General features: G+C 74.3%; 19 protein-coding genes and 1 pseudogene. 13 read left to right on the top strand and 7 right to left on the bottom strand.

From position 1 onward, the window contains the following. Window positions 1–70 precede the first annotated feature (70 nt). The 3 genes from ACIPAE_RS02570 to ACIPAE_RS02560 all read left to right on the top strand — a co-directional run bounded on the left by ACIPAE_RS02570 (window position 71) and on the right by ACIPAE_RS02560 (window position 3956). Window positions 71–1015: an ABC transporter permease gene (locus ACIPAE_RS02570; protein WP_329374091.1), complete on the top strand. Its 945-nt coding sequence runs from the start codon at window positions 71–73 to the stop codon at window positions 1013–1015. After that, the gene (locus ACIPAE_RS02565) at window positions 1012–2001 is read left to right on the top strand and encodes an ABC transporter permease (protein WP_366409692.1); all 990 of its coding nucleotides are present in this window, start codon (window positions 1012–1014) and stop codon (window positions 1999–2001) included. Before ACIPAE_RS02570 ends, ACIPAE_RS02565 begins: the two co-directional genes overlap by 4 nt. Before the next feature lie 119 nt (window positions 2002–2120). After that, window positions 2121–3956 carry a dipeptide ABC transporter ATP-binding protein gene (locus tag ACIPAE_RS02560; RefSeq protein WP_402442652.1) on the top strand — a complete coding sequence of 612 codons (1836 nt, stop codon included), beginning with the start codon at window positions 2121–2123 and terminating at the stop codon, window positions 3954–3956. Between the two features lie 52 nt (window positions 3957–4008). Here ACIPAE_RS02560 and ACIPAE_RS02555 read toward each other — a convergent pair whose 3' ends face one another. Next, window positions 4009–4224 carry a DUF4287 domain-containing protein gene (locus tag ACIPAE_RS02555; protein WP_329366604.1) on the bottom strand — a complete coding sequence of 72 codons (216 nt, stop codon included), beginning with the start codon at window positions 4222–4224 and terminating at the stop codon, window positions 4009–4011. A 297-nt stretch (window positions 4225–4521) separates the two neighbouring features. Here ACIPAE_RS02555 and ACIPAE_RS02550 point away from each other — a divergent pair, with 297 nt between their 5' ends. Both ACIPAE_RS02550 and ACIPAE_RS02545 read left to right on the top strand, forming a co-directional pair. After that, window positions 4522–4761 carry a hypothetical protein gene (locus ACIPAE_RS02550; RefSeq protein ID WP_328467098.1) on the top strand — a complete coding sequence of 80 codons (240 nt, stop codon included), beginning with the start codon at window positions 4522–4524 and terminating at the stop codon, window positions 4759–4761. A 162-nt stretch (window positions 4762–4923) separates the two neighbouring features. After that, window positions 4924–5736 (top strand): maleylpyruvate isomerase family mycothiol-dependent enzyme, encoded by an 813-nt coding sequence (locus tag ACIPAE_RS02545; protein ID WP_402442381.1) that lies wholly within the window; start codon window positions 4924–4926, stop codon window positions 5734–5736. Window positions 5737–5809: 73 nt separating this feature from the next. Here the strand turns inward: ACIPAE_RS02545 and ACIPAE_RS02540 are convergent, their stop codons facing one another. Both ACIPAE_RS02540 and ACIPAE_RS02535 read right to left on the bottom strand, forming a co-directional pair. Further along, entirely contained in the window at window positions 5810–6550 is a 741-nt protein-coding gene (locus ACIPAE_RS02540) for an N-acetylmuramoyl-L-alanine amidase (protein WP_329366610.1), read from the bottom strand. 180 nt (window positions 6551–6730) lie between these two features. Beyond that, window positions 6731–8074: an MFS transporter gene (locus ACIPAE_RS02535; protein ID WP_402442379.1), complete on the bottom strand. Its 1344-nt coding sequence runs from the start codon at window positions 8072–8074 to the stop codon at window positions 6731–6733. 219 nt (window positions 8075–8293) lie between these two features. Between ACIPAE_RS02535 and ACIPAE_RS02530 the strand changes: the two are divergent. The 3 genes and pseudogenes from ACIPAE_RS02530 to ACIPAE_RS02520 form a co-directional block, all read left to right on the top strand. After that, window positions 8294–8560, top strand: a pseudogene (locus tag ACIPAE_RS02530) (zinc-binding dehydrogenase); the annotation flags it as partial. Between the two features lie 294 nt (window positions 8561–8854). Then, window positions 8855–9772, top strand: coding sequence for a fructosamine kinase family protein (locus tag ACIPAE_RS02525; RefSeq protein WP_402442651.1), 918 nt, complete (start codon window positions 8855–8857; stop codon window positions 9770–9772). 124 nt (window positions 9773–9896) lie between these two features. Beyond that, window positions 9897–10832, top strand: a complete 936-nt coding sequence (locus ACIPAE_RS02520; protein WP_402442377.1) for a TIGR03564 family F420-dependent LLM class oxidoreductase — start codon at window positions 9897–9899, stop codon at window positions 10830–10832. 48 nt (window positions 10833–10880) lie between these two features. Here ACIPAE_RS02520 and ACIPAE_RS02515 read toward each other — a convergent pair whose 3' ends face one another. Further along, window positions 10881–11252, bottom strand: coding sequence for a hypothetical protein (locus ACIPAE_RS02515; protein WP_329366620.1), 372 nt, complete (start codon window positions 11250–11252; stop codon window positions 10881–10883). Window positions 11253–11406: 154 nt separating this feature from the next. Between ACIPAE_RS02515 and ACIPAE_RS02510 the strand changes: the two genes are divergently transcribed. After that, window positions 11407–12150, top strand: a complete 744-nt coding sequence (locus tag ACIPAE_RS02510) for an SDR family NAD(P)-dependent oxidoreductase (protein ID WP_402442376.1) — start codon at window positions 11407–11409, stop codon at window positions 12148–12150. A 58-nt stretch (window positions 12151–12208) separates the two neighbouring features. Here ACIPAE_RS02510 and sigJ read toward each other — a convergent pair whose 3' ends face one another. Then, window positions 12209–13081, bottom strand: a complete 873-nt coding sequence (sigJ, locus tag ACIPAE_RS02505) for an RNA polymerase sigma factor SigJ (protein WP_402442650.1) — start codon at window positions 13079–13081, stop codon at window positions 12209–12211. A 311-nt stretch (window positions 13082–13392) separates the two neighbouring features. Between sigJ and ACIPAE_RS02500 the strand changes: the two genes are divergently transcribed. Both ACIPAE_RS02500 and ACIPAE_RS02495 read left to right on the top strand, forming a co-directional pair. Further along, window positions 13393–13764 (top strand): DoxX family protein, encoded by a 372-nt coding sequence (locus ACIPAE_RS02500; protein ID WP_402442375.1) that lies wholly within the window; start codon window positions 13393–13395, stop codon window positions 13762–13764. Between the two features lie 50 nt (window positions 13765–13814). Beyond that, window positions 13815–14291 (top strand): nuclear transport factor 2 family protein, encoded by a 477-nt coding sequence (locus tag ACIPAE_RS02495; protein ID WP_329366626.1) that lies wholly within the window; start codon window positions 13815–13817, stop codon window positions 14289–14291. A gap of 147 nt (window positions 14292–14438) precedes the next feature. Here the strand turns inward: ACIPAE_RS02495 and ACIPAE_RS02490 are convergent, their stop codons facing one another. Beyond that, entirely contained in the window at window positions 14439–14831 is a 393-nt protein-coding gene (locus ACIPAE_RS02490; RefSeq protein ID WP_328467075.1) for a MerR family transcriptional regulator, read from the bottom strand. 194 nt (window positions 14832–15025) lie between these two features. Here ACIPAE_RS02490 and ACIPAE_RS02485 point away from each other — a divergent pair, with 194 nt between their 5' ends. Further along, window positions 15026–16099: an alkene reductase gene (locus ACIPAE_RS02485; RefSeq protein WP_329366628.1), complete on the top strand. Its 1074-nt coding sequence runs from the start codon at window positions 15026–15028 to the stop codon at window positions 16097–16099. A 56-nt stretch (window positions 16100–16155) separates the two neighbouring features. Here ACIPAE_RS02485 and ACIPAE_RS02480 read toward each other — a convergent pair whose 3' ends face one another. Then, window positions 16156–16857 carry an AAA family ATPase gene (locus ACIPAE_RS02480; RefSeq protein ID WP_402442374.1) on the bottom strand — a complete coding sequence of 234 codons (702 nt, stop codon included), beginning with the start codon at window positions 16855–16857 and terminating at the stop codon, window positions 16156–16158. Window positions 16858–17491: 634 nt separating this feature from the next. Between ACIPAE_RS02480 and ACIPAE_RS02475 the strand changes: the two genes are divergently transcribed. Then, window positions 17492–18151 carry a response regulator transcription factor gene (locus ACIPAE_RS02475; RefSeq protein ID WP_328467069.1) on the top strand — a complete coding sequence of 220 codons (660 nt, stop codon included), beginning with the start codon at window positions 17492–17494 and terminating at the stop codon, window positions 18149–18151. Window positions 18152–18273: the final 122 nt, after the last annotated feature.

Below are 18273 nucleotides of genomic sequence, written 5' to 3'. Positions count from 1 at the left end.
CGTCGTGAGCGTCGAACTCACCCTCGCCGGGGACGGTCCGGCCGCGGCCGGGCCGTCCTCCGGCGACCCGGTGCCGGGCGGGCCGATCCCCGGCGGACGGCAGTTCTGGCGCCGGCTGCGGGCCGAACGCGCCGCCCTGGCCGGCGGCGCCGTGGTGGCGCTGCTGGTGCTGGTGGCCGTGGCCGCACCGCTGCTGGCCGCCGTCGAGGGCCAGGACACCACCAGCTACCACGCCGCGCTGCTGGACTCCAAGGCCGGCGCGGTCCCGCTCGGCCACTTCGGCGGGGTGAGCGGCACGCACTGGCTCGGGGTCGAACCCGGTACCGGCCGCGACCTGTTCGCCCGGCTCGTCTACGGCGCGCGCACCTCGCTCGCCGTCGCGTTCGGCGCCACGATCCTGCAAGTCGTGATCGGCACGGCGTTCGGGCTGGCCGCCGGGCTCGGCAACCGGGCCGTGGACGGGCTGCTCAGCCGCGTCGCCGACATCTTCGTCACGCTGCCCGCGCTGGTCTTCGCCATCGCGCTGCTCGCGGTGGTGCCCGGCGGCTTCCCGCGCCCGCTGCTGCTCGCCCTGGTGCTCGGCCTGCTCGCCTGGGGCGGCGTCGCCAAGATCGTCCGCGCCCAGGTGCTCGCCCAGAAGTCCCTCGACTACGTGGCCGCGTCCCGGCTGGCCGGCTCCAGTGGCTGGCGCACCGCGCGCCGCGAACTGCTGCCCGCGCTGGTCGCTCCGGTGCTCACCTACGCGGCGATCCTGCTGCCGGGCAACATCGTCTCCGAGGCCGGCCTCTCCTTCCTCGGCATCGGCGTCAACCCGCCCACCGCGTCGTGGGGACAGATGCTCTCCACCGCCTCCACCTGGTACCAGGCCGACTCCGCGTACGTCCTGCTGCCCGCGCTGCTGCTGCTCGTCACGGTGCTCGCCTTCACGGTGTTCGCCGAGGGCGTGCGGGTCGCGCTCGACCCGCGCTCGCGCAGCCGGCTGCGGATCGGCACCCGCAAGGGGGGCGCGTCGTGATCCGCTTCGCCGGGCGGCGCCTGCTCCAGGCGGCCGCCGTGCTGCTGGTGCTGGCCGCCGTGCTCTACGCCGTGTTCTACCTCGCCCCGGGCGACGCCGCCCAACTCGCCTGCGGGCCGCGCTGCTCCACCGCCCAGGTCGCCCAGGTCCGCGCCCAGATGGGCCTCGACGACGCGGTGTACGTCCAGTTCTGGCACTTCCTGCAGGGGGTGTTCGCCGGCCACGACTACAGCACCGGCACGGGCACCCTGCACTGCCCGGCGCCGTGCCTGGGCCAGTCCTACCGCACCGGCGACCTGGTCACCCACGTCGTCGCCGAGAAGCTGCCGGCCACCGCCTCGCTCGCGCTGGGCGCCATGGTGCTGTGGCTGGTCATCGGGGTGGGCACCGGCCTGCTGTCCGCGCTGCGCCGCGGCACCCTCGTGGAGCGGCTGCTCACCGGGTTCACCCTGCTCGGCACGGCCACACCGGTGTTCATCACCGGCATCCTGCTGCTTCTGGTCTGCTGCTCGTGGCTGCGCTGGCTGCCGTACCCGACGTACGTGCCGCTGACCTCCGACCCCGAGCAGTGGGCCTGGAACCTGCTGCTGCCGTGGCTCGCGCTGGCCCTGGTCGAGGCCGCCAAGTACGCCCGGCTGACCCGCAGTTCCATGCTGGAGACGCTCGCCGAGGACCACATCCGCACCTTCCGCGCGTACGGCGTGCCCGAGGGCGCGATCGTCCGCCGGCACGCGCTGCGCGGCGCGCTCGCCTCGGTGATCGCGCTGTCCGCGCTGGACCTGGGCACGATGTTCGGCGGCGCGCTGCTCACCGAGACGCTCTTCGGCGTCCCCGGGCTCGGCCAGCAGCTGGTGCAGTCCGTGCAGTTGAAGGACCTGCCGGTGGTGGTGGGAATCGTCCTGGTCATGGGCCTCGCGGTGGTGGTCGCCAACGCGGTCGCCGACGTGCTCTACGCCCTCACCGACCGAAGGGTGGTGCTGGCGTGACCGCCAACGCTCCGCTGTCCGCGTCCACGTCCGCGTCCGCGTCCGCGTCCACGTCCGCGCCGGAAGCCGGGGCCGGGGCCGGGGCCGAGGTCGGTTCCCCCGGGCGTACGGACGCGCCGCTGGTCGAGGTCGCCGACCTGCGGATCGACTTCCGCACCGAGTCCGGGACGGTACGGGCCGTCGACGGGGTGGGCTTCACCCTGCGGCCCGGCGAGGCACTCGGTCTGGTCGGCGAGTCCGGCTCGGGCAAGTCCGCCACCGCGTACGCGCTGCTCGGGCTGCACCGCGGCACCGGCGCCGAGGTGAGCGGGACGGTCCGGGTGGCCGGCACCGACGTGCTCACCGCGCCCGAGGAGGAGTTGCGGCGGCTGCGCGGCGGCGTCGCCGCCGTCGTCTTCCAGGACCCGCTCAGCGCGCTCGACCCCTACCTCGCGGTCGGCGACCAGATCTCCGAGGTCTACCGGGTGCACCGCCGGGTCTCCCGCGCCGCTGGTCGCGCCCGGGCCGTGGAGGTGCTGGACCGGGTCGGCATCCCCGAGGCGGCCCGCCGGTCCCGGTCCCGGCCGCACGAGTTCAGCGGCGGGATGCGGCAGCGGGCGCTCATCGCCATGGCCCTGGCCTGCGAGCCGCGGCTGATCGTCGCCGACGAGCCGACCACCGCGCTCGACGTCACCGTGCAGGCGCAGGTCCTCGACCTGCTCCACGAGTTGCGCACCGGCTCCGACCTGGCGCTGCTGCTGGTCACCCATGACCTCGGCGTCGCCGCCGGCACGGTGGACCGGCTGCTGGTCCTCCAGCACGGCGCCGCAGTCGAATCCGGCCCCACCGGCGAGGTGCTGGCGAACCCCGGCCACGCCTACACGCGCGCGCTGCTGTCCGCGGTGCCCCGGCTCGCTCCCATCGCCGCGGAAGCAGAACCGGCGGTGGAAGGGGCATCGGTGGCGGAAGCGGAACCGTCGCCGGAAGGGGTACCGGACCGGGAAAAGGGCTCCCCCGCACGCGAGTTGAGCGGTGCGACCGTCGCCGACCCGCGGCAGGGCGGCGAGGTGCTGCTCGAAGCCGCCGGGCTGCGCAAGGAGTTCGGGCGCGGCCGGGGCCGGTTCGCCGCGGTGGACGGCGTGGACCTGGTGGTCCGGGAGGGCGAGACCCTCGGCGTCGTCGGGGAGAGCGGCAGCGGCAAGACCACGCTGGGGCGGATGCTGGTCCGGCTGCTCGACCCCACGCAAGGCGCCGTCCGCTACCGCGGCAAGGACATCGTGCGGCTCGGAGAGCGGCAACTGCGGCCGTTGCGACGGGAGTTGCAGATGGTCTTCCAGGACCCGGTCTCCTCGCTGAACCCGCGCCGCAGCATCGGCGAGTCGATCGCCGACCCGCTGCGGGTGGCGGGCGACCTGACCGAGCAGCAGATCACCTCGCGGGTGGGCGAGTTGCTGGAGCGGGTCGGCCTCGAACCGTCCTGGTACCACCGCTACCCGCACGAGTTCAGCGGCGGCCAGCGCCAACGGGTCGGCATCGCCCGGGCGTTGGCGCCCCGCCCGCGTCTGGTGGTCTGCGACGAGCCGGTCTCCGCGCTGGACGTCAGCACGCAGGCCCAGGTCGTCGCCCTGCTCGGCGAACTCCAGCGGGACCTGGGGCTGTCGCTGGTCTTCGTCGCCCACGACCTCGCGGTGGTCCGCCAGGTCAGCGACCGCGTCGCGGTGATGCGGGCGGGCCGGGTGGTCGAGGAGGGCACCGCCGACGAGGTGTACGGCAACCCGCGCGACCCGTACACGCGGCGCCTGCTCGCCGCCGTGCCGGTGCTCGACCCGGCCCTGGCCAGGTCCCGCAGGCAGGCCCGCGCCGGCGCGGGTACGGAAACGGATACGGGTACAGGTACGGGTACGGAGGAGGGCTCGGTGGCGGACCCGGCAGCGGGCTCGCGGGAGGAGCCGGCGGCGGACCCGGCCCGCCCGTAGCACCGGTACCACCCGCCGCGCCCCACCCGGGCGGGGTCGGGCCGGGCGGGGGTCAGGCCGCCGCGTCCTCCGCCCGGGTGTGGGCGACCAGCGCGTTGGCGTGGCCGTGCCCGAGCCCGTGCTCGGCCTTCAGCCAGTTGACCACTTCCATGTGCCCGGTCAGCGGCGAGGCACGGATCAGCTCCTTCCACTCCGCGATCGGGCGGCCGTACTTCTTCTCGATCGCGGGGAAGTAGCTCGCGGGGCCGTTCTGGCTGCCGGCGGTCATCTCGATCTCCTCGTGCGCTTCGGACGGTGCGGTCCGCCCGGGCCGTCTTCGGCCGCGGGAACGGAACCTTCGTACAAGTGGACCGCTCGCGCCGGCGAAACTCATCGGTCCGGCCGCGCGGGCCACTGCGCGTGACCGCGGGAAACCCAACCGCCCCACCGTCACCAATTGGTCTGGACCTATTGAAAACGGAGGGCGGCTCCCGGCAGTGTGGGGGCCGCGCGCGCCACCCCCTGCACCACACCCCTGGCCATTCGGCAGGCAACTCCGCCTGCCCGGAAAGGAGTTGTGATCCACATGCGCAAGAAGGTCCTCGCCCGCGCGGCCACGGTCGCCGCCACCGCGATCCTCGGCCTCGGCGTCGCCACCACGGCGGCGCAGGCGTCCCCGCCTCCCGGCAGCGGCTTCATGTTCATGGGCTACTTCCCGACCTACGACAGCTGTGTCGCCCAGGCCCAGGCCGACGCGCCCGTGCACGGCCCGGTCTACATCTGCGAGTACGGCACGAACGGCCTGTACCTGCTGTGGATGCACTGACCGGCCCGCGCGCCACCGGCCCGCGCGCCACCGGCACCCGCACCCGCACCCGCTGAACGCATCCGCGCCGCCCTCCTCGTACGGGGGCGGCGCGGGTCCGCGTGGCGGCGGGGACGTGCGGGCCCTGGACAGACGTACGGAGTTGGGTCACCCTTCAGCACCATGGACACCCCCCGCTCCGGGACCACCACCGCGTCACCGCTGTCCGCGGCCGTCCACGCCGTCGCCGAGCGGACCGCGGAACTGCTCCGCGCGGGTGCGGACCCGGCCGCGCCGATTCCCGGCGCGCAGTGGACCGTTGGCGAGGCAGCCGCCCATCTGGCCCTGGCCAACGCGCTGATGGCCGACCTCGCCGCCGGCCGAGAGCGGCCGTACGGCGACGGGACCCCGGGCGGCCTGGCGGCAGCCAACTCCGCCTCCCTGCAAGCCTTCACGGAGCGGGACCCGTCCATCCTGGCGGACGAGATCGTGCGGCACGCGAAGGCGTTTACCGACGCGACCGGGGCACGGTCGGCGGACGAGCAGGTGCTCACCCCGATGGGCCCGATGGATCTGGGCACCCTCGGCTCGTATCTGCTGACCCACATGCTCGGCCACGGCTACGACATCGCGGTGGCGCTGCGCCGGCCGCACATGATCGACCGCGAACGGGTCGTGCTCACACTGCCGTTCCTGACCACGGCGATGCCCCGGGTGGTCGACCCGCGCTCCGCCACCGGCCACAACGCCTGCTACGCCCTGAGGTTGCGCGGCGGGCCCCGGCTCGCCGTGACGTTCACCGACGGCGCGGTGGCCGTGACGCGGGAGCCGCCGCGGCGCGCGGACTGCACGATCGTGGCCGAGCCGGTCACGTTCTTCCTGCTCGCGCTCGGCAGGCGTACCAGCATGGGCGCCCTCGCCCGCGGCAAGATCGCCGCCTGGGGTCGCAGGCCCTGGCTCGCGCCCGGTTTCGCCGCGCTCTTCACCGCGCCGTAGCCGGTGCAGTGGCCGGAACCGGAGCCGAATGCCGTGACCGGAGCCGGTGCCGTGACCGGAGCGGCCCGGCGGGTCAGCCGTCCCGGGCGGCCTGCTGCCGCAGCCGCGCGGCCTCCTGCCGGACCCAGGGCAGGTCGTCGTACAGCGCCTGGCCCGGGCAGTCGGTCTGGTAGACGTCGCGGTGGCCGGAGATCACGTTCAGCTCCGCGGCCGTCCCCTTCCGGTAGAGGCTCGCGTTGTTGCTCGACACCAGGCGCACCCGGCCCAGCGGGTTGACCCCGGGGTCGAGCTTCCAGGCGGCTATCTCGGCGATCGCCTCCAGCATCGCGTGCGGCACCTTCTGCCCGCCCCCGAAGTTGCCGAGCGCCGCTATTCCGACGGTGTCGTTGTTGAAACCCTCGGTGTGCGAGCCCCGCGGGTCGCGGTCGACGCTCCCGGTCCGGCCCTCGTAGATGCCGCCGCACCGGTCGACGATGAAGTTGTAGCCGAGGTCGTCCCAACCCAGGGCGATATGGCGCTGTTCGAGGGCCAGCAACATCTTGGGGACGTCGGTCCGGCAGTCGTACGTGTTGGGGTTGTCCGTGTGGTGCACGAACACCGCCTTGACCGAGTGGTCGTAGACCAGCCCCGGCCGTACGTCCTTCTCGTCCGCGTGCCATCCCGCGCGCAGCACGACGTTCGGCCGCAGCGACACCGGGTGGATCGCGGCAGAGCCCTGCCGCGGCGCGTTCGCCGGGTGCTGCGGCGCCGAACAGGTCACGAGGAGGGCCAGTGCCGGTAGGTACCACGCCAGCTTGGGCCGGTGCAGCCGCATGCTGACCAGCCTCGGGTCATTCGGTCGCGCGGGACATCCGCGCGGGCCGTTCGGGTGAATTCCCGGGTGTCGGGGGCCGCGCTGTCGGCGCGCCTGGCCGCCTGGCCGGCCCCGCGGGGTTAGTGCGGCGCGGGCGGGCGGCACGCGGCGACGCGGGCGTACGGGGCCGCCCGGCCGGCGTCAGGGGCCTGGCGCGTCGCGGGACGTCTCGTGCGGCGCGTCGCGGGACGTCTCGTGCGGCGCGTCGCGGGACGTCTCGTGCGGCGCGTCGCGGGACGCGCCCGGGCCGGGCGGGCGGGGCCGGACGCCGACCACCGCGGTGCTCGCCCGTCGCGCGCCGGTCGTGGCGAAGGCCGAGTACCGCGGCACCCAGCGCAGCAGGGCGCCCGCCGCCGCGATGCCCACGGCGCCCATCACCGAGATGCCGGCCGCGAGGCTCCCGAGCGAGGCGGCCGCCGACACCACCAGCGGGCCGCCGGCGCTGCCGGAGTCCGCGCACAGCCGCCACACGCCCAGGAACTGCGAGCGGGTCTCCGGCGGTGCGACGTCCGCGCCCAGGGTCATCAGGATGCCGCTGCCGATCCCGTTGCCGAAGCCGATCAGCATCGCCACCACGGTCAGTTCGGTGAGGGTGTGGGTCAGCGGCAGGGCGGCCTGGGCGCCGCCCAGCACCAGCATGGAGGGCACCGCGATCCACAGCCGGCCGGCCCGGTCCATCACCTGGCCGGAGGGGTAGAAGGTCAGCGTGTCGATCAGCCCGGCGATGCCGAACACGACGCTGGTGGAGGACGGGCTCTGGCCCAGGTGCTCGGCCCACAGCGGCAGCACGGTCTGCCGGGTGGCCCGGACCGAGCCGACCAGCAGGACCGCGAGGCCGAGGGTGAGGAAGACCTTCCGGTGGTCGCGCAGCACCGCGCGCACCGGCACGGGCTTCTTGCCGCCGCCGGTGGCGGGTTCGGCGACGTCGGGCACGGTGAGCAGGACCACCACGGTGACGGCCGTGCACACCAGCGCCAGCCAGTAGATGTCGTGCACCGGGCGGCCGCCGGTCAGCACGGCCGCGCCGAGGAACGGCCCGACGAACGCGCCCACCCGCGACATCCCGCCGAGCGTCGACAGCGCCCGCGCCCGCAGCCGCGGGGGCACCGCCTCGGTCAGATAGGACTGCCGGGCCAGCATGATCACGGCGTTGGACGCCCCGGTGACGGTGACCGCCAGCGCCAGTTGCCAGACGTTCCGGGCCAGCGCGCACCCGCTGAGGGTGACCGCGGTGACGCCTGAGGCGACGAGCATCGCCTTGCGGTCGCCCAGCCGTGCCGCCAGCGCCCCGGCCGGCACGTCGCCGAGGATCTGCCCGACCCCCAGCAGCGCGAGCACGAGCCCCGCGGTGCCGACACCCGCGCCGAGCGCCCGGCCGCTGAGCGCCAGTACCGGCGCGAGCGCGCCCATCCCGGTCTCGAAGACCAGCACCGGCAGGAACACCGCCGGTATGAGGCTTCTCAGCGACACCGGCTGCGCGCTCACCTGCTGATTCCCACCCTCGTGCCGACTGCCTCCGGACCAGGGCCCCGCCACGGGTCGGCCGCGGCCCGTACCTCATTCAACAACAGCCCCCTCCCGCCCCAGGTGGCGGGCCCCGCACGGCACCTTGATCAGAGCGCGGCGACGCTGCCGGGCCCGCCGGGGCCCCCGGCCCCGCCGGCGCGTCCTTCCCGACGGCGGCCACCACCGGCGGGCGACCCGGACGCGGTGCTCGACACCGCGGGTGCGGGTTCGCCGGCCGACCTGGTCGCCCTCGCGGGCGGCCCGGACCGGGTCGTGACGATCGCCGACCCCACCGCACCCGACCACGGCGTACGGTTCTCCCGCACCGCGGGCCCCGGCGCCACCTCGCGGCCGGCCCACGCCGGTCTCGCGGTGGCGGTGGCACTGGCCGCCGAGGGCCGTTTCACCGTGCCGGTGCACGCGGTGTTCCCGCTCGCCTGCTGCGCGGCCGCCCACGAGTCGAGCGCCTGCCGTCTCGGCGCCCGATGCCACGATGACCTCCGCGCCGCGCTCGGGGAGCTGGCCGCCGGGGCCGATGTCCAGGACCCGGTCGACGCCGCCGGGGGCCAGGGCGCGCACGCGGTCCGCGAGACCGTCGCCGTACCCGGTGACCTTCGCGCCGAGTTCGCGCATCGCCGCGGCCTTGCCCGCCCGCGGCAAGATCGTCGTGACCGTGCCCTGACCGCGGCCCCGTGCCGTGCCGGCCGCCCCGCCGTACCGCTCGTACCCGCCGTACCGTTGGCGTTCGGCGGCCGGGGCGTGGAACGGTGCCGGCCGGAGGTCGGGTGGGAGGAACCGGGAGTGACGGATCGGGATGGCGGCGGCTGCGAGCCGTGGCGGAGCCTGCCGAGTGCTTTCGTCGGAGAGGCCGTCGCGGACGAGCCGCTCAGCGGAGGGGCCGTGAACGACGTACGGCGGCTGACGCTCGCCGACGGCACCCGGGTCGTGCTCAAGAGCTCGGAGCAGGCCCCTCCCGACCTGTACGCGCAGGAGGCGGAGGGCCTGCGGGTGCTACGGGAGCAGGGTGGGCTGCGCACCCCGCGGGTGATCGAGGTGAGCGCCCGCCACCTCCTGCTGGAGGCACTGGAGCCGGCGCCCGCCGACGGGGACGCGTTCTGGGCGGAGGCGGGCCGCGCCGTCGCCCGCCTGCACGCCGTCCGGGGCGACCGCTTCGGGTGGCACGCCGAGGGATGGCTGGGCCTCCTCCCCCAGACGAACGCCTGGACCGACGACGGCCACGCGTTCTTCGCCGAGCACCGGGTGCTGCGCTACCTCCGCGAGCCGAAGGTGCGCGCCGCGCTCGACCCCGCCGACCTCGCGGGCCTGGAGCGGATCTGCGACCGCCTCCCCCGGCTGATGCCCGGCGGACCCGCGGTGCTGAACCACGGTGACCTTTACCAGGGCAACGTGGTGGCCGCGTCCGACGGCGCCCCGGCCTTCATCGACCCCGCGGTGTGCTGGATGTGGGCGGAGTCCGAGCTCAGCATGATGTACTGCACCGGCCGGCCGCCGGAGTCCTTCTTCGCCGCCTACCACGAGGTCCTGCCGCTCCCGGACGGCTGGCGGGAGCGGATGCCGCTGCTGCACCTGCGCGAACTCATCAGCACGATCGCGCACTTCGGCGCGTGGGGCGACTGCGTGCCGCAGGTCAGGGACGTGATCCGCCGGTTCGGCTGAGCCCGTACGGCGGCCCGGGCGTTGGGCGGCCCGTACCTGCGGCCGCCTCCCGTACACACTGCCGTCACGAGACTGTCGCAGGCGGACCGGAATGCCCGGGCGCGCGGGGCTCGTTGGACACGGCATGACTGTGGGAGTGACACTCAGCGCGACCGGCACCGGCAACCAGATCGACGCCACCGTACGACTCGCCGAGGAGGCCGCGGCGGCCGGGCTGCGGTCCGCCTGGTTCGGGCAGACCTTCGGCGCCGACTCGCCCCAACTCGCGGCGATCGTCGGGCGGGAGGTGCCTGACCTCCAGGTGGGCACCTCCGCGATCCCCGTCTTCGGGCGGCACCCGCTGATCGTCTCCAGCCAGGCCCAGACCGCCCAGGCGGCCACGCACGGCCGCTACCACCTCGGGCTCGCGCTCGGCACCAAGCACCTGACCGAGGCGGGGTTCGGCATCCCCTTCGAGCGGCCCATCGCCCGGCTGCGCGAATTCCTCACCGCGCTGCGGCAGTTGACCGAGACCGGCACCGCCGACTTCCACGGCGAGCTGCTCACCGCGGGCACCCCGGTCTCCGCGCGGGTGCCCGGTGCCGAGGGCGGCGTGCCGCTGCTGGTGGCCGCGATGGGCCCGCAGGCGCTGCGGGCCAGCGGCGAACTGGCCGACGGAATCCTGCCGTACCTCGCCGGACCCAAGGCGCTGGCCGAGCACATCGTCCCCGCCGTCACCGCGGCGGCCGAGGCCGCGGGGCGCCCGGCACCGCGGATCGTGGCGCTCGTCTCCGGCGTGGTGACCGACGACGTGGACGCCGTGCGCGCGAAGGTCACCGAGAACCTCGCGTTCTACGAGCAGATCCCGTCCTACGCGCGCGTCATCGAACTCTCCGGCGGCACGCGGGCGTCCGACGTGGCCGTGATCGGCGACGAGGAGGCGATCGCCGCCGAGGTGCGGCGCTACCGGGACGCCGGGGCGACCGAAGTGGTGTTCTCGGGCACGGACATCGCCGGGGAGGCGGCGCGGCGGCGCACCTGGGCGCTGCTGGGCGAGCTGGCGGCGGGCAGCGCCGGATAGCGCGCCGCCGGCACTGGCGCCGATGCCGATACCGACTCGGGCGCGGCGCTATCCGGCGGCCGGTGCCGGCGGCGCGGCGCGCACGAAGGGATGGGTGCAGGGAGCCGTCCACCGCGCGCTCTCGCGAGCCCACTCGCCCTCGCGGCGGAAGCCGCACTCGCCCAGGGTGCGGTCGAGGTCGGCCGCGGGGAAGTCGTCGCCGGGGCGCCGCGGGGTGACGGTGACCACGAGCGCGTCCACCTCGCCGCGGTCCGGATGGTCGTCCAGGCTCCGCACGTTCAGGTGCCAGTGCCCGTCGCCGCGCACCGCCTCCGCCCGGTACGGCGGCTCCCCGCTCGCCTCCCCCCGGACCTCGTCCTCCCTCCCGGGCTCCGCTGTCCGGGCCGTCGCCTTCTTCCCTGCCGCTCGGGTCTTCGGCACCGCTGCCTCCTCCGGGTCCCACCGTCCTGACCTCTGCCGCCTTCCCCCGACCGACGCGGGAATTCCCCTCCCCCGCACCGGAGTCGGGAGCCCGGGGCGGGTCCGGGCATAGGCTGCCCGGCGGACAGTGCCGGGTGCGAACGGGGAGGGTGTCATGGGGGTGCTCACGGGCAAGGCGGCCGTGGTGACGGGCGGTTCACGCGGAATCGGCCGGGCGATCGTGGAGCGGCTGGCCCGGGACGGGGCCGAGGTGGTGTTCACGTACGCGCGGAACGCCGAGGCCGCCGCGGAGGTCGAGCGGAGCGTCGCGGACGCGGGCGGCCGGGCGCACGGCATGCGGCTCGACCTGGGCGAAGCCGGCGCCGCGGAACGGCTGATGGAGGACGCGGCGGACCGGCTCGGCGGCCTGGACATCCTCGTCAACAACGCCGCGATGAGCTTCGCACCGGCACCGCTCGCCGACACCGAAGAGGCGCTCTTCGACGAGGTGATGGCGGTCAACGCCAAGTCCACGTTCCTGACCATGCGTTACGCGGCACGGCACATGCGCGACGGCGGGCGGGTGGTCAACATCTCGACGCTCAACACGGTCCGCCCCGCGCCGGGCAGCGCGCCGTACGCCGCGAGCAAGGGCGCGATCGAGCAGTTGACCTCGGTGGGCGCGAAGGAGTTGGGGGCGCGCGGCATCACCGTCAACACGGTCTCGCCCGGCGCGACGGACACGGATCTGCTGCGCGAGGCCAACCCGGGCGCGGACTTCGGCGCGGTGATCGGCATCACCCCGCTCGGCCGGCTCGGCCGACCCGCCGACATCGCCGACGTCGTGGCCTTCCTCGCCGGGCCGGACGGCCGCTGGCTCACCGGGCAGAACCTCCGCGCGACCGGCGGCCTCACCTGACACGACGCGGGCGCGGGACGGCTCCGGTACCCGGGGCCGCGCCGCGCCCGCCTCGACGTCAGGTCCAGGGGCGGAGCTTGGCCGGGTTGCGGACCGCCCACACGTGCGTGACCCGGTCGTCCACGATGTCGAGCGCCAGCACCGCCACGGTGGCGCCTTCGTACTGGAGCAGCAGTCCGGGCCGGCCGTTGACCGTGCGTTCCAGGATGGTCAGGCCGTCCGCCTGACGTACGAGGCCGACGAAGTACTCCGCGACCGGCTCGCCGCCCCGCAGCGGCCGCGGCAGGGCCGCGACGACCCCGCCGCCGTCGCCGATCGCCGTGACGTCGGGGTCGAGCAGGCCGATCAGCGCCTCGACGTCCTTGGCCTCCCACGCCTCCTTGAACTCCCTGACGATCCGGGCGCGTCGGGCGTTCGGCGTGCCCGGGCCGCGCGAGGCGCGGACACGGCGGCGGGCGGATGTGGCCAGTTGGCGGCAGGCGGCCGGCGTACGGCCGACGATCTCGGCCACTTCGGGGAAGGGGTAGCGGAAGACGTCGTGCAGGATGAACGCGACGCGCTCGGCCGGGGTCATCGCTTCGAGCACGACGAGGAACGCCATGTTGAGCGACTCGTCGAGGGTGACCCGGTCGGCCGGGTCCACCTCGGCGCCGCCGGTCCATCCGCTGACCCACTCCGTGCGGTCGGGCACCGGCTCCGGAATCCACTCGCCGACGTAGCGCTCCCGCCGGGCCCGCGCCGAGCCGAGCAGGTCCAGGCAGATCCGGCTGGCGACCTTCGCCAGCCAGCCACCGGTGGACTCGATCGCCGCCCGCTGCAGGGGCGCCATGGCGTACCAGCGGGCGTACGTCTCCTGCACGACGTCCTCGGCGTCGGCGAGCGAGCCGAGCAGCCGGTAGGCGAGGCTGATGAGCTGCCGCCGTTCGCTCATCACCGCGTCAAGGGCCCGGTCGGCGACGAACGGTTCGGCCTGCTCGGCCCGGTCGACGGCGAACGGTTCGGCCTGATCGGGTCGGCCGGAGTGATCGGCCCGGCCGGTGCCGCTTCCACTGCCGCCGTCCGGCCCGGATTCGCTGCTCATGGTCCCGCCGACCTCCTCGATCGCGCCTGCTCCCCCGACTGCCCGCACTCATAAGACGACGCGGCACCCCGGACTGTGAGGTCCACCCGGCGGCCTCACAATCCGCGCGGCTGCTTCGTCGGAGTGGTCGGAAGCACACCGCATCACACGGGGGAGACCCGATGAACGCGTTCCTGTGGGTGGTCCAGGCGGTACTCGCCGCCTCGTTCGCCCTGTCCGGGCTGGTCAAGGCCACCCAGCCGAGGGACCGGCTGCTCGGCTGGTTTCCGTGGGCCGAGGACTTCTCCCCGCCGACCGTACGGTTCATCGGCGCGATGGGACTGCTCGGCGCGATCGGGCTGATCGCCCCGGCCGCGAGCGGCGTCGCCCCCGAACTGACCCCGGCCGCCGCGACCGGGCTGGCCGTCATGATGGCGCTGGCCGGCGCCACGCACGTCCGCCGCAAGGAGCCGCCCGGCGTGGCCGTGACCGCCGTCATCCTGCTGCTCGCCGCGCTCGTCGCCTGGGGCCGGTTCGGCCCGTACGCCTGGTGACCGGCCCCTCGCGGCCGGCGACGGCCCCCGACCGACAAGGAGGAAATCCGATGACCGACATCCCGATGACCGATGTCCTGACCATCGTCGACCGCTGCGCGATCGACGCGCTGCGCGGTGAGTTCACCGACGCGGGGACGACCGGCGACTACGACCGCTTCGCCGCGCTCTTCACCGCCGACGGGGTGTGGCGCATCCCCGACGGCCACATCGAGTTCACCGGCCGCGAGGCGATCCGCGCCGGGATCGAGCGGTTGCAGGCCAACTGGGAGTACTTCATCCAGAACGTGCACCCCGGCACGATCCGGATCGACGGCGACACCGCCACGGGCCGCTCCTACGTGTCGGAGCTCGGGCGGATGCGCGACGGCAGCTCCCACCTGAACCACTCGATCTACCACGACCGCTACCGGCGCACCCCGGACGGCTGGAGGTTCACGGAGCGCAGCTACGAGGTCCGGTACGTCGACTCGACCCCGCTCGCGGGCTCGTCGCCCCACGCGCCGGAACGGGACCACCGGGGGTGATACGGGGCCGCCCCGCCGCACATGGGCGGGGCGGTCGCCGCCGCTCACCGCCCGACCCGATCATCCGACCGCCCGCCGGGCAACGCCGGCCAACGCCGGGCACGGGAGCCCGAACGGGCCCCCGGGCAGGAGCGCGGGGTCACCCCGTCAGCAGGCCACCGGCGCGCCCGCGCCCGCCGTCCGCAACTGGTCGCGGTACTCCCGCGCCGTGACGATGAGCCCGTCGAGCGCCGCGCGGGTCCGTACGAGGTCGGCGATGTGCGCCGAGAGCCGGTCACGCTCCTGCGCCATCCGCTCCAGCGCGACGTCGGAGTTCCGCTCGCTGGGGGCGTCCGCGCACGGCAGCAGCTCCAGGATGGTGCGGCTGGACAGGCCCCCGGCGTAGAGCCGCTGGATGAACGCGACCCGCTCGACCTCGTGGTCCGTGTAGTGCCGCTGCCCGCTGGCGCTGCGGGTGCTGCTGAGCAGCCCCTGCTCCTCGTAGTAGCGCACCGACCGGACGCTGACACCGGACCTTGCCGCGAGTTCCCCGATCCGCACCCTGTTCCTCCCGACCGCGTACGGCTGACCGCTGACCGCGTTGCCTCGTACCGTGTTCCGCCGCGCTCCGCCCCGCCTCACGCGTACCGCGGGTGTGGCGTGCGCAACAGAACTTGCCTCTGACGTCAATGTCAGGTTCTAGCGTAATCGACGGGCCCGAGGTCCGGGCCCGTGGACCGCGAAGGAGTCCCGACGTGACGACCCTTTTCAGCAGCTACCGGCTCGGCGACCTGACCCTGCCCAACCGCACGGTGATGGCCCCGATGACCCGGGTCAGGGCCGCCGCGGGCGGGCTGGCCACGCCGTCGATGGCGGCCTACTACGCGCAGCGGGCCAGCGCCGGGCTGATCGTGACCGAGGGGGTGCAGCCGAACGCGATCGGGCAGTCCAACCCGGGCACCCCGGGGCTGCACACCGACGCGCAGGTGGCCTCCTGGCGCGAGGTGACCGGCGCGGTGCACGCCAACGGCGGACGGCTCTTCGCCCAGATCATGCACGGCGGCCGTGTCTCGCACCCCGACACCATCGGCACCCAGCCGATCGGGCCGTCCGCGGTCGCCGCGGTCGGCGACGTGTTCACCCCGACCGGCCCGCAGCCCGCCCCGGTGCCGCGCGCCCTGGAGACCGCCGAGGTGCCCGAGCAGGCCCGGTCGTACGCCGACGCCGCCCGCCGCGCCGTCGACGCGGGCTTCGACGGCGTCGAACTGCACGGCGCGAACGGCTATCTGATCTCGCAGTTCCTGTCCTCCAACGCCAACCTGCGCACCGACGGCTACGGCGGCCCGATCGCGCACCGCATCCGCTTCGCCGTCGAGGCCGCGGCCGCGACCGTCGAGGCGGTCGGCGGGGACCGGACCGGCATCCGGCTCTCGCCGGGCGCGGACTTCTGGGGCGTGCGGGACACCGACGTCCCCGAGCTGTACACCGCGCTGCTCTCCGAGTTGGCCCGGGTCGGGGTGGGCTACGTCCACCTGGAGGCCACCGCCGACGAGGAGGTGCTGATCGCGCTGCGCCGGGCCTGGTCCGGCCCGCTCATCATGAACCCGGTGCTGCCGATGGGACCGAAGCAGACCGGCCGGGACGACGCCGACCGCTGGCTCGGCCTGGGCGCGGACCTGATCAGCTTCGGCCGGGCCTTCATCGCCAACCCCGACCTGGTGGAGCGGCTGCGCGCCGGGCTCCCGATCGCCCCGGTCGACGAGGCGACGTACTACCAGGGCGGCGACGCGGGCTATCTGACCTACGCCGCCCACCAGTACACGGCCTGACCCCGCTCCCGGCACCCGCTCCCCGCCACTGCCCCCCACGCTGCCCCCGCCTCCGCTCACGGCCGGTCCGCAGGGACCCCCAGCAGGAACGTACGGCCGTCGACGCCGCGCAGCACGGCGTCGGCGGTGGCCTCCGGGGTGAGCCGGGAGCTGTCCAGGACGTGGGCCTCGAACTCCTCGATGGCGGCGAACTGCCGGTGCATCGCGCGGACGGGCTCCGGGTCGGTCAGCGCGTCGGCGCCGCGACCGGTGGCCCGCCGCAGCGTGGTGTCCTGGTCCGGGCGCAGCACGACGTAGTGGAGTTCGGTGTCCCGCGTCCGGGCCGCGGCGCGGAACGCGCCCACGAACCAGGGGCCGATGACGCCGTCGCACACCACCTGGTAGCCGCCGTCGGCGTACCCGAAGGCGGCTTCGGCCAGCACGCCGACGACGACCTCGTTCTGCCGCTGGGCGGCGGGGAGATAGGGCAGGACCGCGCCTTGCACGAGGAAGGACCAGAAGTCGTCGCCGTGCAAATGGACGCTGGGCGTGAGCCTTTGGGTCAGCAGGCGCGCCACGGTGCTCTTGCCCGCACCGGGCGGCCCGGTGAGCACGATCACCCGGCCCGCGGCGGCCGGCGGAAGTGCCGGATCGGGCACGGGAGCGGTGGCGGAATCGAGGGTGGGACCGGCCGCGCGCGCGGAGGCTGGATCAAGGGTGGGATCTGCGGCGGGTCCGGGGGTGGAATCAGGCTCGGGATCGGGCGTCGGCCGGGTCATACGGGGTCCTCTCCTCCGTCGCGGCGTGCCGTCACCGCGGTCCAACAGCGTTCAGCCACGGGCCTTCCGGAGCCCGCAGCGCCCGGCGGCACGCCGGTTTCCGGGTGCTCCCGCGCCCCGGGGGGCGGCTCCGGCGCGAGGGGACAAACATCCCACGCGCCCCTTCCGCTTTTCACCACGGTGATTCTGCTCTCAATTTCAGCCGCCGCCAGATCCGCGCGATCGCGACCCGAAACCTCGGCCAACCGATCAGATTCGGCCATCGTTGAACGGTCAACCGGGCAGGGAACACGGCATCTTCGGGCAGCGACACCACCACGAACCGGGCACTGCGGACGCCCAACGGCCGCCTGGGGCCTGTCCCCAGCGGCTCTCGGCGTGTCCACAGGGGCAAGATCGTCCGGTCCGAACGGGCAACCGTCCACGCCGAGCTGTGACGAGGGCAACTGGCCGGATACGTCGTCGGTGCGGAACTCTGAAACGCTTCAACCCCCTCCTACCGATTACGTCCGCGGTGCGACCGAAGGTGGGTACGGGTTGGTATGGGTTCACATGGCGGAGCATGATGACGCGGGAAACACTGACCACAGGAGTGTGCAACTCCCACCTCTGTGCGGGCGAAAGGACTGAGACCGTGGTGCTCTCCACGCCCTCTGATCTGTCGGGTGCCACCTCCAGAATCCCCGTCACGGTCCACGCTCCGGACCCGATCTCGCTCGCGGGAGTCACCAGCCAGCTCAGCCAGCGGCCGGAGATCCGGTTGGTCGACGCGGAGAGCCGGCAACCGGGGACCGTCGCGGTCCTCCTCGCGGTCGCGCTCGACGAGAACACGCTCTCCCGGCTCCGCCAACTCGTCCGCACCGACGGCGTACGGGCGGTGCTGGTGGCGAACCTGATCCGCGAGGCCGAACTGCTCCAGGTGATCGACTGCGGGGTGGGCGCCATAGTCTGGCGCCATGAGGCCACCGGGCAGCGCATCCTGCAGGCCGTGCTCGCCGCCTCGCGGGGCGACGGCGACCTGCCCTCCGACCTGCTCGGACGGCTCATGACCCAGGTCGGCATCATGCACCGCAACGCCAAACACCTGCCCGGTGACCCGGCGTCGGGGCTGACCCCGCGCGAGGTCGACGTCCTGCGGCTGGTCGCGGAGGGCATGGAGACCGGGGAGATCGCCAGCAAGCTGTCGTACTCGGAGCGGACCGTCAAGAACGTGATGCACAGCCTGACCACCCGCCTGCGGCTGCGCAACCGCGCGCACGCCGTGGCCTACGCGCTGCGCGAGGGCTACATCTGACCGCCACCGGCGGCGAACCGCCCGGCGGCCAAACCGGTCACCGGTCCACCCGGCCACCGGACGGCCGGGCCGACTCGTCGACGTACGAGTACGCAACCCACCGTGCACAGCGAAGGGCTCGA

The organism is Streptomyces sp. NPDC087270 (assembly GCF_044744625.1).
Lineage (GTDB): Bacteria > Actinomycetota > Actinomycetes > Streptomycetales > Streptomycetaceae > Actinacidiphila.
The sequence above is the reverse complement of the archived record's forward strand: the minus strand, read 5'-3'. Positions and strand labels throughout refer to the sequence as shown.